Source organism: Streptosporangium sp. NPDC023615 (assembly GCF_040640155.1).
Taxonomy (GTDB): domain Bacteria; phylum Actinomycetota; class Actinomycetes; order Streptosporangiales; family Streptosporangiaceae; genus Streptosporangium.
The window spans coordinates 54700-69301 of sequence record NZ_JBFABE010000031.1 but is presented as its reverse complement, the minus strand read 5'-3'; the positions used below and the strand labels follow the sequence as shown (position 1 = coordinate 69301).

Here is a 14602-nt window from a genome sequence, read left to right as displayed (position 1 = left end):
GCATGACCACGGCCTTTCCCACAAAGTTCACTTTACGGTCGGGGTTCGTTCACCGTTCCCCTCATACGGTGAGGGGCATGCGAGACGCCTACCACGAAGAACTCGACGCGCTCACCGGGCGGCTGGTCGAGATGACCCGGCTCGTCAGGTCGGCGATATCGCGGGCCACCACCGCCCTGCTCGACGCCGACCTGCATCTCGCCGAGAGCGTGATCTCCCAGGACGAGGAGGTCAACCGGATCTTCGCGGAGGTCGAGACCACGATCTTCGACCTGATGGCCAGGCAGCAGCCGGTGGCCGTCGACCTCAGAATGATCATCGCGGCGCTGCGGATGGGCACCGACCTGGAGCGGATGGGCGACCTCGCCGAGCACGTCGCCAAGATCGCCAGGTTGCGTCATCCCGACTCCGCGATCCCGCCGGAGATCCGCGCCACCATCCTGGAGATGGGGCAGATCGCCGAGCGTCTCGTCACCAAGACCGGGAGCTGCATCGCCTCGCGCGACGTGGAGTCCGCCCTGGAGCTGGAGGCGGACGACGACGCCATGGACCGGCTGCACCGCAGGCTCTTCAAGATCCTGATGGCCCCCGACTGGAAGTACGGCGTCGAGCCGGCCATCGACGTGACGCTGATCGGCCGCTACTACGAGCGCTACGCCGACCACGCGGTCCGGGTCGCGCACGACGTGGTCTACCTCGTCACCGGCTCGCGTCCCCAGGAATCCGCCTTCTGACCCCCGGCCCGCGGCCATGACGAAGGGCCCGCCGGATCCGACGGATCCGGCGGGCCCTTCCCGTTCGCGCGGTGTGCCCGGGACTACCGGCCCTGGTTGGCCACGGCCTCGATGGCGGCCTCGGCCGCGGCCGGGTCGAGGTAGAGGCCCCCCTTGGCGACCGGGTGGAAGTCGGCGTCCAGCTCGTACCTGAGCGGGATGCCGGTGGGGATGTTGAGCCCGGCGATCTCGTCGTCGCCGATCCCGTCCAGGTGCTTGACCAGCGCCCGGAGCGAGTTGCCGTGCGCGACGACCAGGACGCTCCGCCCGGCCGCGAGATCGGGGACGATGCTGTCGTACCAGTACGGCAGCATGCGCTCGACGACGTCCTTGAGGCACTCGGTCCTGGGGAGGAGTTCCTTCGGGATCAGGGCGTAGCGGGCGTGACCGGCCTGGGAGTACTCGTCGTCGTCGGCGATCGGCGGCGGCGGGACGTCGTAGGAGCGGCGCCAGAGCATGAACTGCTCCTCGCCGAACTCCGCGCGCGTCTGCGCCTTGTCCTTGCCCTGGAGGGCGCCGTAGTGGCGCTCGTTGAGCCGCCAGGAGCGGTGGACCGGCAGCCAGAGCAGGTCGGCGGCACCCAGGGCGAGGTTGGCCGTCTGGATCGCCCTGGTCAGCAGGGAGGTGTGCACCACGTCGGGCCGCACGTCGGCGTCGAGCAGCAGCCGTCCGCCGCGCCGCGCCTCCTCCTCGCCCTTGGCCGAGAGCCCCGCGTCCACCCATCCGGTGAACAGACCCTTCGCGTTCCACTCACTCTCACCGTGCCGGAGCAACACCAAAGTCGACATGCCGACCAGCTTAGTGGGCGCCCCGGCGGCGGGGCTCAGCGCTCGGGGTCGGCGAAGCGGGCGAAGGCCTGGAGGTTGGCGAGCGACTCCCCGCGCTTGGCGCGCCACTCCCACTCGCGCCGGATCGAGGAGGCGAAGCCCAGCTCCAGGGCGCGGTCGAACCCCTCGTCGGAGTAGGTGAGCACGCAGCCCAGCAGGCGGTCGACCTCCGCGTCGGTGATCGCCTCCAGCGGGAGCCTGCCCACCAGGTAGACGTCGCCGATCGGGTCGAGGGCGAAGTGCACGCCGTAGGTGGTGCCGTTCTTGGTCAGCAGCCAGCGGTAGAACTCGGCGTGGTTCTCGTCGGGCTGGCGGCAGAAGAAGGCCTCCACGTGCAGGGCCTGGTCGCCGATGATCAGCCAGGTCATGGTGGCGAGCTTGTGCTGGCCGGGGAGCTTCACGAGGAAGGCTCCCGGGCGGGGCTCCTCGTAGGAGGCGTCGGCGCTCTTCAGCGCCGCCTCGATCACTTCGCGCATGGCCCCACCCTATGAGCCGGGCCCGCGTGAGCCTCATGAGCCCGGCTCACGAGAGCGCCGCCATCGGGACCCGGTGGAGGTTCGCCATGGCCCCGGCGTAGACCCGCTCCAGCCGGGCCGCCGTGGCCGACCAGCCGAAGGCCGCGGCGTGCTCCACCGCGCCGGCCGACAGCTCGTCCCGCCAGGCGGGCTCGTACACGAACCGGCGCAGGACCCGCGCCCAGTCGTGGGGGTCGTGGCCCTGGACCAGGGTCCCGGACACGCCGTCGCGCACGGCGGTGCGCAGCCCGCCCACGGACGTGGCGACGACGGGGGTGCCGCAGGCCTGCGACTCCAGGGCCACCAGGCCGAACGACTCGTTGTGCGAGGGGACGACGGTGACGTCGGCGGCGCGGTACCAGTCGGCCAGCTCGTCCTGGGGGGCGGGCGGGACGATCCTGACCACGTCGGAGATGCCCAGCGACGCGGCCACGTCGGTGAGGTAGGAGGGCCGGGCCAGGCCGTTGCCGCTGGGCCCGCCGACGCAGGCGACGACCAGCCTCGACCGGAGCGAGGGGTCCTCGACGAGCATCCTCGCGGCGGCGCGCAGCAGCACCTCCGGGCCCTTGAGCGGCTGCACCCGGCCGACGAACAGCAACAGGTGGGCGTCCCGCGGCAGGTCGAGCCGGTGCCGGGCGGCCTCCTTGGAGGCGGGCCGGAAGATCCTCAGGCTCACGCCGGGGTTGACGACCTCGACGCGGTCGGGGGCGGCGCCGTACAGCTCGACGAGTTCGCGGGCCTCGATCGGGGTGTTGGCCACCAGGCGGTCGGCGACGTCGACGACCTGCTGCTCGCCCAGGACGCGGGCGGTCGGCTCGGGACGGTCGTCCTCGGCGAGCATGAGGTTCTTCACCTTGGCCATGGTGTGCATGGTGTGCACCAGCGGCAGGCCCCAGCGTTCCTTGGCCAGCCAGCCCACCTGGCCGGACAGCCAGTAGTGGGAGTGGATGACGTCGTAGCGGCCCGGCTCGTACATGGCCTCGGCACGCAGCACGCCGGACAGGAAGGCGCAGAGCTGACCGGGCAGGTCGCCCTTGTCGAGCTCCTCGTACGGCCCGGCGGTGACGTGGCGTACCGAGACGCCCGGGACGATCTCGACGATCGGCGGCAGGTCCCTGGACGTCTGCCTGGTGAAGATCTCCACCTCCACCCCGAGCTCGGCCAGACGTTTGGCCACCTCGACGATGTAGACGTTCATCCCGCCCGCGTCCCCGGTCCCCGGCTGATCCAGGGGGGACGTGTGCATGCTGATCGTCGCGACCCTGTCGACGCGCCGTCGCCTCACCGACACCACCTCCGAGAGAGCTCAACCACCTGGAAATCCGTAACATTCCCGACACATAGCCGCGATTGGGTCCATTCACGACCCCCTGGCAGGATGAGGGGGGTGCCGAAGCCGAAGCCGATCGGGGAGATCACCAGGGGGACCACCGGCCACAACCGCCTGCGGCGGGCCGACCGGTGGATCGCCTCCGCGCACGGCCGCCTGCTGCGCGCCGCCGACCGCCCGCTGGTGGTCGATCTCGGCTACGGGGCCTCTCACGTCACGACGCTGGAGCTGTTCCTGCGGCTGCGCCGGATCTGCCCCTCGGTCGAGGTGGTCGGCGTCGAGATCGACCCGGCCCGGGTGGCCGCGGCCAGGCCGTACGAGCGCCCGGGGCTCTCCTTCACGCTGGGCGGCTTCGAGCTGCCGGTGTCCAGGCCGCCCCTGCTGGTGCGGGCCTTCAACGTGCTGCGGCAGTACGGCGAGGCGCAGGCGTGGAAGCACTGGGGGATGCTGTCGGCGCGGCTCGCGCCGGGCGGTGCGATCGTCGAGGGAACCTGCTCGGAGGTGGGGCACCGCGCGGTCTGGGCCGGGCTGGACCGCTCGGGCCCGGTGACGCTCACCCTCTCGGCCCGCTTCGACGCCTTCGACCGCCCCTCCGACCTGGCCGACCGCCTGCCCAAGACGCTCATCCACCGCAACGTCCCCGGCGAGCCCGTCCACGCCTTCCTGCGCGACCTCGACCACGCCTGGGCGGTCAGCGCGCCCCTCGGCGCGCACGGCGCCCGCCAGCGCTGGATCGCCGCGGCCGAGGCGCTCTCCGGGACCTGGCCGCTGGCGGGTCACCCGCCCCTGGGCGGCCGGTCGCGCTGGCGGCTCGGCGAGATCACCCTCCCCTGGAGCGCGGTCGCGCCCCGATGACCCGGCCGGACCGGACAGCCCCGGGGGAGGCCGGGCCGCCCCGCGAGACCGGACCCCCGGGAGACCGGGCCGCCGCGCGAGACCGGACCCCTGGGAGACCGGGCCGCCGCGCGAGACCGGACCCCTGGGAGACCGGACCTCCCGGACGGCCTCTCCTGGGACCGGACCGTCCCGGAGCCGGACCGCCCCCGGAGGAGGAGGGAACCGCCCGATAAGGTCCCTGCCATGGCGGAACCCCGATTCGTCCTGGACCCCGAACTCACCCCGGCGCTCACCGGCGACCTCCTGGACTGCTGGGTCGAGGCGACCAACGCGGGGGGCGCCGTGGGATTCACTCCCCCGGTGACCCGGGCCGACGTCGAGGAGACCGCCGCCGCCACCTTCGCCGCGTGCCCGGAGCCCGACCATCTGCTGGTCGGGCTCGGCCCCGATGACCGGGTGGTGTGCTGGCTGGTCCTGAACCACCCCCGGGTGAGCCTGTACTCCCACTGGCGCCGGGTGCTGCGGGTGATGGTCCGTCCCGCGTACCAGGGCCTGGGCCACGGGGCGCGGCTCATGCGCGCCGCCGAGGACGCCGGGCGGAAGCTGGGGGTCGAGGCGCTGCACCTGACGGTGCGCGGCGGCACCGGGACCGAGGGCTTCTACGCCCGTCTGGGCTACGCCGAGGTGGGCCGGATCCCGAACGCCATCCGCGTCGCCCCGGGCGACGACCGCGAGGAGATCTACATGGTCCGGGGCCTGTGACGCAAGTCACTCGACGACCCGTAGTACTACCCCTCGTGGCGCGGGAGTTAGGCTTGAGGGCGTGAAGGGACTCGGCGAGCTTGAACGCAGCATCATGGACATCATCTGGGCACAGCCGTCCCCGGTGACGGCGCGGGAGGTCGGCCGCCTGATCGCCGACCGCGACCTCGCGCCGACCACGGTGATGACCGTGCTCGACCGGCTCACCCGCAAGGGCTTCCTGCTCCGCACCCGCGACGGCCGCGCCTGGCGGTACGAGGCCGCCGAGAGCCGCGACGCCTACATCGCGGAGCTTATGCTGGAGGCGCTGGACATGACCGGGGACCGGTCGGCGGCCCTGACCCGGTTCGCCCAGGCCGTCACCGGCAGCGAGGCCGACATCCTGCGCAGGGCCCTGACGGACCTGGAGGAGGAGCTGGAGGAGAAGTAGATGACCGCTGCGGCCCTGGCGACGCTCGCCCTGGTCTGCGCGGTCGGAGCCTGGCGGTTCACCCGGGCGAACTGGACCTACCGCGCTCCGCACGTCGCCATCGTGCTCTGGCAGGCCCTCGGTGTCACCTGGGGTCTCGCCGGTACGGGCGCCCTGCTGGGGTACGCCCTGGAGCCCTACGGCCAGGGGGTGCTGCGCGGCCTCGGCGACTTCGGCGCCGCCCTCCTGGCCGGCCAGTCGCCGCCCAGGCCGTACGACCCGCCGAGGATCCTCGCCCTCATCGCGGGGCTGACCGCGCTCGCGGTGCTGATCCTGGTGCTCGTCGCCGCGGGCGTGCAGACGTTCCGCGCCCGGCACCGCCACCGCGCCCTGCTCGCGCTGATCGCCCGGGAGGACCCGGGGGTCCCCGGCGTCAGGGTCCTCGACCATCCCGGCCCCACCGCCTACTGCGTTCCCGGCCTCCGCTCCCAGGTCGTGATCAGCGAGGGGGCGCTCAAGCTGCTCTCCGCCGACGAGCTGGCCGCCGTGCTCGCCCACGAGGCGGCCCACGTGCGCGAGCGGCACGACCTGGTGCTGCTGCCGTTCGCCGCGCTGCGCCGGGCGCTGCCCTGGTCGCGGGTGGTCAGGGACGCCCAGGGCGAGGTCGCCCTGCTGGTGGAGATGGCCGCCGACGACGTGGCGCGGCGCTTCTGCTCGGCGCGGCGCCTGGCCACCGCCCTGCTCCGGTTCGGCACCGCCGGAGCCGTTCCCACGCCGCGTGGCGCGCTGGGAGCGGTGACCTCCTCGGCCGCCGTGATGGCGCGGGTGGAGCGCCTGGTGGACCCGGGGCCGGCCCTGCCCCGCAGGGTCCGCTACGGCATCGTCACCTTCTCGGTGGTCCTGACCTCGTCGGCCCCGCTGCTCTGGCTGATCCCGCACTGATCGTCACCGGTCCCGTACCGGCCCCGCACTCATCCCGCACCGATCCCGTACCGATCCTCGCCGGTCCGGGACCGTCCCCGCGCGTTCGCGTGCGCCCCCACCAGCGGTGCTTGCAGTTGTTGCCCTCCTGTTTGCAATTGCAAGCACCGTGATGCAGAATCGAGACATGGCATTACCGAAGGTCGGCTCGATCGGTGAGTACATCCGCGAGCAGCGAACGCACGCGAAGATCTCACTCCGTCAGCTCGCCACGGCGGCGGGGGTCTCCAACCCCTACCTGAGTCAGATCGAGCGCGGGCTGCGCAAGCCGAGCGCCGAGATCCTCAACCAGATCGCCAAGGGCCTGCACATCTCCTCCCAGGCTCTCTACGTGCAGGCGGGCCTCATCGAGGAACGCGAGCCGGAGGAGAGCGACGTGCTGGCCGCGATCAGGGCCGACCATCTCATCACCGAACGCCAGCGCCAGGTGCTGGTCGACATCTACGAGTCGTTCCGCAAGGAGAACCTGGCCGCGGCCGCGGAGGAGGAGGCGCGACTCGCCGCCGAGACCGCGACGTCCCCGGCCCCGGAGGGTGACCCGGCCTCCTCGCCGGACGACGAGACCCCGCTGCCCGGGGAGTACCTCACCGCGCTGAAGCCGTACGCGGTGCCCCCGGGCGACGGCCACATCACCAAGGAAATCAAGGAAGGCTGAACCTATGCCCATCATCAACAGCGACGTCAAGAAGCTGGCCGAGTCCAAGCCGTTCTACGCCGTCGCCGGCGCCGGTGACTTCGCCGTCGAGAAGCTCCTCGCGCTTCCCGAGCGGATCCAGAGGCTGCAGGGCCGTCGCGAGGAGATCCGCGAGGCCGCCAAGGACATCCCGGTGCTGGCCCGCCAGTTCGCCGGCAAGGCCGAGCTCTACGCCAAGGACTTCCCGGTCAAGGCGCGCGACTACGCCGACCAGTTCGCCGGCAAGGCCACCGAGATCTACGAGGAGTTCGCCGACCGCGGCCGCAAGGTCGTCTCCAAGGCCAGCGGCGAGGCCGCCCTGGAGCTGGAGGAGGTCTCCGAGGCCGCCGAGCCCGCGATCGCCGCCACCGCCACCACCAGGAAGAACACCCGTACCGGCAAGTCCACCACGTCCTGAGCCCCTCACGGGTCACCTCGCCCGCGGGGCGGGCCGTGCCCGAGCACGCCGCCCCCCCGTCCCTCGTCCCGGCCCGCCCGGCCCCGCCCGGTCCCATCCGGTCCGGCCCGTGCGGGCCGGGACGACGCGGGGAGGGTTTTCGGCATTAGGCTGAGGGAGACCGGTGAGGCGAGCGTTCTGGAGATACGATGATCCAAATCCACGGTGCCCTGGACCTGGTCTTCTGGATCCTGGCCGTCGGAGTGTTCGCGCTCTCCGGCTGGGCGCTCGTGCACGCCCTGAAGACCCCGGCGCGCGCGTTCGCGGTCACCGGCAAGCAGACCAAGAACCTCTGGCTGCTCATCCTGGGGCTGGCCGCGCTGTTCGGCTTCGCCGCCGCGGTGCAGTACCTCAGCGTGATCAGCATCTTCACCGTCGCCTCGGTCATCGCCTCCGGCATCTACCTGGCCGACGTGCGTCCGGCCGTGCGGGAGATCGGCAAGGGCGGCGGCAGCCAGGGTCCGTACGGCCCCTGGTAGGCCTCACGGGCCCGCACGTCCCTCCGTCGCGTCCGGGGGGTTGCCCTCCGGCGGTTCCGGCCGGTAAACAAATCGGATGATGTTCGCGCACAAACCCACGCTCCCCGGGGAGCGCGTGACGCTCCGGCCGGTCGGCCCCGAGCACGTGGACGGTCTCTGGGAGTTGGTGAACGATCCCGAGACCATCCGGCTGACCGGATCGCGCGGCAGACCGGAACGCGAGGCGCTGAAGGGCTGGTACGACTCGCGCGGGACGCAGGACGAACGGCTCGACCTGGCGATCTGTACCGTCGGGGACGACGCCTACGTGGGCGAGATCGTGCTCAACGAGCTCGACACCGACAACCTCTCCTGCAACCTGCGCATCGCGCTGATCGGCCCGCGCGCCTACGGCAGGGGGTACGGTACCGAGGCGATCCGTCTCACCCTGGACCACGTCTTCGGCACCACCGCGCTGCACCGGGTGGGTCTGGAGGTCTACGCCTTCAACGAGCGGGCCGTGCACGTCTACCGGAAGATCGGCTTCGTCCAGGAGGGGGTCTGCCGTGACACGCTCCTCGTGGACGGCGAGTGGTACGACTCCGTCGTCATGTCGATACTTGCCTCTGACTGGACTGTCAGGGAAATTTGACAGACATACGGTGATTTTTCGGAAACATCTTTTGACACTTCCGAAACAGTGCTACGTTCACTGGGAGCGCTCCCACCTGTGCGGAATCTTGGTGTGGAGGAAGTTATGGCCGATCTACCCACACTTGCCCAGGTCGCAGCGGAGGCAGGGGTCTCCCCCGCCACCGCGTCCCGGGTACTCACTGGTTCAGTCAGAGTCAGCACGTCGACTCGTAGGCAGGTGCATGACGCAATCTCGCGTCTAGGTTATGTAAGGCATCGCGCTCCCCGAGGCGGCTCAGGCCGCCGGACGGATCAGGTGGTGGCGCTCGTCGTCTGCGAGCCCGCCCACCGGCTGTTCACCGAGCCCTTCTACGCACGGATGATCACCGCCGCCGAGGAGGTGCTCACCGGGCACGGGGTGCCGCTCGCCGTGATGACCGCCACGGCGGCCACCTCCACCATCGCCACGCCACCGCTCGTCGCCGGCGGGATCGACGGTGTCCTGCTGATCGGCGCGCGCGACCGGCATCCGCTCGTGGTGACCCTGGCCGCGTCCGGCATACCGGTGCGCAGTGCGGGCCGTCCCCCGGACGGCATCGACCTGCCCCACGTCGACATGGACAACCGCGACGGCGGCCGGCAGGCGGCCGAGCACCTGCTGCTCGGCGGCCGCAAGTCCATCGGCGTCATCGCCGGGCCGCCCGCCCTGCCCGCCGCCCGCGACCGGCTCGACGGGTTCCTGCAGACCCTCGCGCTGGCCGGGATGACGAACGTGCAGGTGGCGTACGGCGACTTCAGTCACGCCTCCGGGGTGCACGGCATGCAGTGGCTGCTGCGCAGGATGCCCCACGTCGACGCGGTCTTCGCCGCCTCCGACGTGATGGCCGCCGCCGCGCTGCAGACCCTGCGCCGCACCGGCCGTCGGGTGCCGGACGACGTGGCCGTCGTCGGCTTCGACGACTCTCCCACCGCCCGCCGGACCTCTCCGACGCTCACCACCGTCCGCCAGCCGGTGGAGGAGTTCGCCGCGCTCGCCACGCGGTTGCTCCTGCTCTCGATGGGCTCGCCCGACAAACCGTGCGACAACCCGATCCTTCCCACCGAGTTGGTGGTCCGTGAGTCCACCTGACCCCGGCGGACTCCGCGCGGGGGACGTGCTAACCCGCCGGTACATGTTGCTGGAGAGGATCGCCTGGGGGGGCATGAGCGTCATCTGGCGTGCCTTCGACCAGTCGCTCCAGCGGATGGTCGCGGTCAAGCTGCTGGACGGCGAGCTCGGCGTCGACCGGGGGGAGCGCGAGCTCATCCGCAGGGAGGCGCGCGCCACCGCGCGCCTCATCCACCCTGACGCGATCGAGGTCTACGACTACGGGGAGGCCGTGACCGCGCAGGGGCGGCTGGCCGCCTACGTGGTGATGCGCCTGCTCGACGGGCGCCCGCTCTCGGACCGGATCGCCGAGGGTCCGCTGCCGTGGGAGGAGGCGGCGCTGATCGCCGCCAGGCTGGCCACCGTGCTGGCCGTCGCCCACGAGCGGGGCATCGTCCACCGGGACGTCACCGCCGAGAACGTGCTGCTGACCTCGACCGGGGCCAAGCTGCTCGACTTCGGCATCGCGGCGTTCATCGGCGAGGACGGCGACGACCGGGCCTCCGACTACGGCACGCCGCCGTACGTGGCGCCCGAGCGGCTGACCGGCACCGTCGCCGATCCGGCCAGCGACGTCTACGCGCTGGGGGTGCTGCTCTTCGAGATGCTCACCGGCGCCCCCCCGTACCCGGAACGGACCTGGGAGGAGATCGAGAACGTCCGCCGGGAGGGGCCGCCCCCGGTGGCCGAGGCGCCGGGGATGCCCGCGCGGATCGGCGCGCTCTGCCAGTCCTGCCTGCTGGAGCGGCCCGAGGCCCGGCCCCGGGCGCAGGAGGTCGCCGACGGTCTCAAGCGGGCCATGGCCCCGCCCCGGCCGGTCGCCGGGGAACGGCTGCTGCGCTGGGCGATGGTCGCCACGGCCGTGGCGCTGCTCGCCGGGGTCACGCTCTGGACGCGGCTCTCCGACCCCCACGCGGGCCAGGTGGCCGGTCCCCGGCTGCACGGCGCGGCCACTCCCACCGTTCTCGACCCGGCGAGCCCGACGCCGGTCGCCTCCGCCCGTCCCACGGCCGTCCCGTCCCCCTCCTCCTCGAGGAACGGCGCGCGGGGCGGCCAGGCGGTGGAGGAGGAGCTCCGCACGGAGGCGATCCGCTCCTCCCTGCCCAGCCTCGGCCAGAGCGTGCGGCGCTTCAACGCGGTGCTGGCCCGGGGCGAGGACGAGGGCAGGATCCGCTCGGACGTGGCCCTGGACCTGCGGCAGGTGCTGGCCAACAGCGTCTGCTGCTCCCGCGACCTCACCCTGATCCGGAACAAGATCGCCGAAAGGCACCGGGAGGGATCGCTGCCCGACGACTTCCGGCACGCGCTGGAGGCGCAACTGATGTTCGTCTCGGTCGCGCTGGCCGACTGAGCGCGGCCCGCCCGCGCGGGACCGGTGAAACTTTCACCCGGTACCGCCGCGGGCGGAAAGGCCCCAGCGCGAGCTAGAGGGGGTCGCGGGCGCCACCGGGACGGGAACGGCCGGGATCGTGATGTTGACGATTCCGGGGTGGGCGCCGAACCATGACGAACGCGACCGGCCGCACCTTTCGATCGCGGGGCCCCATCCCCGCGACCAGCTCCCCCTCCTCGAAGGGCTCCCATGAAAGTCCTGCGTTTTCGCAGGTGGTCGGCGGCGCTCGCGGCGCTCGTGACCACCTCGGCGTTGACGGTCGCGCTCGGTTCGGCTCCCGCGGGTGCCGCGGGCGGAACCGGTACCGGCTACCTGCGCACCTCCGGCAACAAGATCGTCGACAGCACGGGCGCGACCGTCCGGCTGACCGGCATCAACTGGTTCGGCATGGAGACCGACAACAAGACGTTCCACGGATTGTGGTCGAACAACCCGTGGCGGAGCCAGATCGACACGATGGCCTCGCTCGGCTACAACACGCTCCGCGTGCCGTTCTCCAACGACGCGCTCAAGCCGGGCGCGACGGCCTCCGGCGTGAACGACTTCGTCAACCCCGACCTGGTCGGGGACAGCCCGCTGCAGATCCTCGACAAGGTCATCGACTACGCGGGCGAGAAGGGCATGCGGATCATCCTCGACCGCCACCGCCCGACCGCGGCCGGCCAGTCGCCCCTGTGGTACGTCGCCGCGACGCCGGAGAGCACCTGGATCAACGACTGGAAGGCGCTCGCCCAGCGGTACGCGGGCAACCCCACCGTCATCGGCGCCGACCTGCACAACGAACCGCACGCCGAGGGCACCAACCCGGCCGCCACCGGCGCGTGCTGGGGCTGCGGCGACACGGCCCGCGACTGGCGGCTGGCCGCCGAACGCGCGGGCAACGCGGTGCTCTCGGTCAATCCCAACTGGCTGATCTTCGTCGAGGGCGTGAGCTGCCCGAGCGGCGGCCTGTCCAACGTCTGGGACAACGACCCGAGCAACGACGAGGACTGCGGCTGGTGGGGCGGGAACCTCTCCAAGGCCGGCGAGTTCCCGGTGCGGCTGAACGTGGCGAACCGGCTGGTCTACTCCCCGCACGAGTACGCCACCTCGGTCTACCGCCAGGCGTGGTTCGACGCGCCGGACTACCCGGCGAACATGCCAGCCATCTGGGACAAGTACTGGGGCTACCTGTACAAGCAGAACATCGCCCCGATCATGCTGGGCGAGTTCGGCACCACCCTGCAGGCGGCCGTGGACAAGGTCTGGCTGCAGGAGCTGATGAAGTACACCGGCACCGGTGTGAACGGCATGTCCTTCACCTACTGGTCGTGGAACCCCAACTCCGGTGACACCGGCGGCATCGCCAAGGACGACTGGACCACGATCGACCAGGCCAAGCAGAGCATCCTGCAGCCGTACCTGATCCCGCCGGTCGGCGGGGGCGGCGGTCCCACACCGACGCCGACGGTGACGCCGACCGTCTGCCAGACGACGTACGCGGTCACGAACTCCTGGTCGGGCGGCTTCCAGGGCGCGCTGACCGTGAAGAACGCCGGGACCTCCGCCCTGAGGAACTGGTCGGTGAGCTGGACCATGCCGTCGGGGGTGACGCTCGGCAGCGGCTGGAACGCCACCGTCACGCAGAGCGGGACCACGTTCACCGCCAAGGCGCCGAGCCACGCCGCCGACCTCCCGGCGGGTCAGTCGGTCGTCGTCGGATTCACCGCCAACGGTCCCTCGACCCCGGGCGCGTCCGCCGTCACCTGCTCCTGATCCGTTCCCACTCCCCTGACGGGCTCGGCCCGTCGACCCCGAGGGGGCGTGCCGCCCGGCGGCGCGCCCCCTCGGCCTTTGCCGCCTTTCACCCTTTGCGTCCCTCGGCCCTTTGCGTCCCTCGGCCCGCACGCCTCCTCGGCCCTCGCGTCCCCCTCGGCCCGCACGCCCCCGGTCCGCGCGCCTTCCCGGCCTTCCCACCTTCCCGGCCTTCCCACCTTCCCGGCCTTCGCACCACGCATTACTCACATTCAGCGTTAATGCCCTCAGAAAAACCCCCGCATGTCGTATGACGAATACGACGTGGCCGATCGTTAGAGTGAGAAAAATGGCGCATCATCGGCAATGCGTCTGGACGGAGAAATACCAAAAGAAAAGGAAAAATTATGATGGGTATCGGCTCCTTGCGCGCCGTCCCGCGAAAGAGTGTTCGCTCCTGGCTGGCGGGGGTCCTGGCGGGCGCGGTCGCGCTGGGGTGCGTCACCGCGACGCCGGGCACCGCCGCCGCGGCGACCCCGGTTCCGCTCGGCACCGCGGGGAACTTCGCGGTCCTGGCGGGGACGACGGTCACGAACACCGGCCCCACCGTCGTCGTGGGCGATCTCGGGGTGAGCCCGGGCGCGTCCGTCACCGGCTTCCCGCCCGGCGTGGTGGCGGGCACCGTCAACGCCGGTGACGCCGTCGCGGCCCAGGCCCAGATCGACCTCGTCGCCGCCTACAACAACGCCGCCGGTCAGGCCGTCGACGCCACCCTGCCCACCGAGCTGGGCGGCACCACCGTCACCCCGGGCACCTACGACTCCGCCGCCGGCACCTTCGGCATCACCGGGCAGCTCACCCTGGACGGCCAGGGAGACCCCAACGCGGTCTTCATCTTCAAGACCGCCTCCACCCTCACCACCGCCTCCGCCAGCACGGTCAACCTGATCAACGGCGCCCAGGCGTGCAACGTGTTCTGGCAGGTGGGGAGCTCGGCCACGCTGGGCACCGGCTCCGACTTCGCGGGCAACATCCTCGCGCTGGCCTCGATCACCGCCACCACCGGCGTGACCGTCGACGGCCGCCTGCTGGCCCGTAGCGGCGCCGTCACGCTCGACACCAACACCGTCACCCGCTCCCTGTGCGCGGCCGACCCGCCGACGACGACCGCCGTCACGCTGGCCGCGGTGTGCTCTCCGCGACTGGCGGGCAGGCTCCTCGTCACCGCGACCGTCACCTCGGCGGGGCCGACCGCCCCCACCGGCCCGGTCGAGTTCTTCTCCGACGGGGTGAGCGTGGGCGCGGCCCTGCTGGACGCGGGCGGCCAGGCCACCCTGACCGTGACCGGCCTGGCTCCGGGCGCCCGAAGGCTCGTGGCCACCTTCCCCGGCACGGCCCAGCTCGATCCCAGCGCCTCCGCGCCGCTGGACCTGGTGGTCGGCCCCGACGGTCTCTGCCCGTCGGCGGCGCCCGGCCCGGACACGGAGGGAAGCGACCGCGCGAGCATAAGGAACCACCAGCACGACGGGAGCGTGATCAAGCTGAGGGACCGTAAGCGCAAGCGCCACCGGAACGGCTGATCCGGGAAAGTCGCCCGCCCTCACATGCCGGCGATTCCGCGTTCCGGGACAGCCGGGAAGCAATTCTCTCCGGCGTTTCACGTGATACAGGAA

General features: G+C 71.7%; 16 protein-coding genes. 13 read left to right on the top strand and 3 right to left on the bottom strand.

Annotated elements, in window-relative coordinates; translation table 11 throughout:
* Positions 1-77: 77 nt before the first annotated feature.
* A complete protein-coding gene (phoU, locus tag AB0G16_RS21960) occupies positions 78-734 on the top strand; it encodes a phosphate signaling complex protein PhoU (RefSeq protein ID WP_362807738.1) in 657 nt (218 codons plus the stop codon).
* 83 nt (positions 735-817) lie between these two features.
* On the opposite strand, the gene AB0G16_RS21955 is transcribed toward phoU, so the two are convergent.
* From AB0G16_RS21955 to mshA, 3 genes are read right to left on the bottom strand one after another with little or no spacing between them, the layout of a single operon-like run.
* Positions 818-1561 carry a phosphoglyceromutase gene (locus tag AB0G16_RS21955; RefSeq protein WP_362807735.1) on the bottom strand — a complete coding sequence of 248 codons (744 nt, stop codon included), beginning with the start codon at positions 1559-1561 and terminating at the stop codon, positions 818-820.
* A gap of 35 nt (positions 1562-1596) precedes the next feature.
* Positions 1597-2076 (bottom strand): YbjN domain-containing protein, encoded by a 480-nt coding sequence (locus tag AB0G16_RS21950; RefSeq protein ID WP_362807732.1) that lies wholly within the window; start codon positions 2074-2076, stop codon positions 1597-1599.
* A 46-nt stretch (positions 2077-2122) separates the two neighbouring features.
* Entirely contained in the window at positions 2123-3406 is a 1284-nt protein-coding gene (gene mshA, locus AB0G16_RS21945) for a D-inositol-3-phosphate glycosyltransferase (protein WP_362807729.1), read from the bottom strand.
* 87 nt (positions 3407-3493) lie between these two features.
* On the opposite strand from mshA, the gene AB0G16_RS21940 reads away from it, so the two are divergent.
* The 12 genes from AB0G16_RS21940 (at position 3494) to AB0G16_RS21885 (ending at position 14509) form a co-directional block, all read left to right on the top strand.
* The gene (locus tag AB0G16_RS21940) at positions 3494-4300 is read left to right on the top strand and encodes a class I SAM-dependent methyltransferase (RefSeq protein ID WP_362807726.1); all 807 of its coding nucleotides are present in this window, start codon (positions 3494-3496) and stop codon (positions 4298-4300) included.
* 225 nt (positions 4301-4525) lie between these two features.
* On the top strand, positions 4526-5044 hold the full coding sequence (locus AB0G16_RS21935) for a GNAT family N-acetyltransferase (RefSeq protein WP_362807723.1): 519 nt from the start codon (positions 4526-4528) through the stop codon (positions 5042-5044).
* A 61-nt stretch (positions 5045-5105) separates the two neighbouring features.
* Entirely contained in the window at positions 5106-5474 is a 369-nt protein-coding gene (locus AB0G16_RS21930; protein WP_362807720.1) for a BlaI/MecI/CopY family transcriptional regulator, read from the top strand.
* The gene (locus tag AB0G16_RS21925; protein ID WP_362807717.1) at positions 5475-6395 is read left to right on the top strand and encodes a M56 family metallopeptidase; all 921 of its coding nucleotides are present in this window, start codon (positions 5475-5477) and stop codon (positions 6393-6395) included. It abuts the gene before it with no gap.
* Between the two features lie 166 nt (positions 6396-6561).
* Positions 6562-7089, top strand: a complete 528-nt coding sequence (locus AB0G16_RS21920; RefSeq protein ID WP_362807714.1) for a helix-turn-helix transcriptional regulator — start codon at positions 6562-6564, stop codon at positions 7087-7089.
* A gap of 4 nt (positions 7090-7093) precedes the next feature.
* Complete coding sequence (locus tag AB0G16_RS21915; protein ID WP_362807711.1) at positions 7094-7525, top strand: hypothetical protein; 432 nt, start codon at positions 7094-7096, stop codon at positions 7523-7525.
* Between the two features lie 188 nt (positions 7526-7713).
* A complete protein-coding gene (locus AB0G16_RS21910; protein WP_362807708.1) occupies positions 7714-8043 on the top strand; it encodes a DUF2516 family protein in 330 nt (109 codons plus the stop codon).
* 76 nt (positions 8044-8119) lie between these two features.
* Positions 8120-8674, top strand: coding sequence for a GNAT family protein (locus AB0G16_RS21905; protein ID WP_362807705.1), 555 nt, complete (start codon positions 8120-8122; stop codon positions 8672-8674).
* A 105-nt stretch (positions 8675-8779) separates the two neighbouring features.
* Positions 8780-9784: a LacI family DNA-binding transcriptional regulator gene (locus AB0G16_RS21900; protein ID WP_362807702.1), complete on the top strand. Its 1005-nt coding sequence runs from the start codon at positions 8780-8782 to the stop codon at positions 9782-9784.
* A 43-nt stretch (positions 9785-9827) separates the two neighbouring features.
* A complete protein-coding gene (locus tag AB0G16_RS21895) occupies positions 9828-11153 on the top strand; it encodes a protein kinase (protein ID WP_362807697.1) in 1326 nt (441 codons plus the stop codon).
* Between the two features lie 231 nt (positions 11154-11384).
* Positions 11385-12950, top strand: a complete 1566-nt coding sequence (locus AB0G16_RS21890) for a cellulase family glycosylhydrolase (protein WP_362807694.1) — start codon at positions 11385-11387, stop codon at positions 12948-12950.
* Between the two features lie 386 nt (positions 12951-13336).
* Complete coding sequence (locus AB0G16_RS21885) at positions 13337-14509, top strand: ice-binding family protein (protein ID WP_362807691.1); 1173 nt, start codon at positions 13337-13339, stop codon at positions 14507-14509.
* The last annotated feature ends 93 nt before the right edge of the window (positions 14510-14602 follow it).

What these genes read in the sequence shown, in the direction of transcription:
- AB0G16_RS21955 (WP_362807735.1), bottom strand. Translation starts at nt 1,561, where the DNA reads ATGTCGACTTTGGTGTTGCTCCGGCACGGTGAGAGTGAGTGGAACGCG.
- AB0G16_RS21920 (WP_362807714.1), top strand. Translation starts at nt 6,562, where the DNA reads ATGGCATTACCGAAGGTCGGCTCGATCGGTGAGTACATCCGCGAGCAG.
- AB0G16_RS21890 (WP_362807694.1), top strand. Translation starts at nt 11,385, where the DNA reads ATGAAAGTCCTGCGTTTTCGCAGGTGGTCGGCGGCGCTCGCGGCGCTC.
- AB0G16_RS21910 (WP_362807708.1), top strand. Translation starts at nt 7,714, where the DNA reads ATGATCCAAATCCACGGTGCCCTGGACCTGGTCTTCTGGATCCTGGCC.
- AB0G16_RS21950 (WP_362807732.1), bottom strand. Translation starts at nt 2,076, where the DNA reads ATGCGCGAAGTGATCGAGGCGGCGCTGAAGAGCGCCGACGCCTCCTAC.
- AB0G16_RS21925 (WP_362807717.1), top strand. Translation starts at nt 5,475, where the DNA reads ATGACCGCTGCGGCCCTGGCGACGCTCGCCCTGGTCTGCGCGGTCGGA.
- AB0G16_RS21905 (WP_362807705.1), top strand. Translation starts at nt 8,120, where the DNA reads ATGATGTTCGCGCACAAACCCACGCTCCCCGGGGAGCGCGTGACGCTC.
- AB0G16_RS21940 (WP_362807726.1), top strand. Translation starts at nt 3,494, where the DNA reads ATGAGGGGGGTGCCGAAGCCGAAGCCGATCGGGGAGATCACCAGGGGG.
- phoU (WP_362807738.1), top strand. Translation starts at nt 78, where the DNA reads ATGCGAGACGCCTACCACGAAGAACTCGACGCGCTCACCGGGCGGCTG.
- AB0G16_RS21885 (WP_362807691.1), top strand. Translation starts at nt 13,337, where the DNA reads ATGATGGGTATCGGCTCCTTGCGCGCCGTCCCGCGAAAGAGTGTTCGC.
- AB0G16_RS21900 (WP_362807702.1), top strand. Translation starts at nt 8,780, where the DNA reads ATGGCCGATCTACCCACACTTGCCCAGGTCGCAGCGGAGGCAGGGGTC.
- AB0G16_RS21915 (WP_362807711.1), top strand. Translation starts at nt 7,094, where the DNA reads ATGCCCATCATCAACAGCGACGTCAAGAAGCTGGCCGAGTCCAAGCCG.
- AB0G16_RS21895 (WP_362807697.1), top strand. Translation starts at nt 9,828, where the DNA reads ATGTTGCTGGAGAGGATCGCCTGGGGGGGCATGAGCGTCATCTGGCGT.
- AB0G16_RS21935 (WP_362807723.1), top strand. Translation starts at nt 4,526, where the DNA reads ATGGCGGAACCCCGATTCGTCCTGGACCCCGAACTCACCCCGGCGCTC.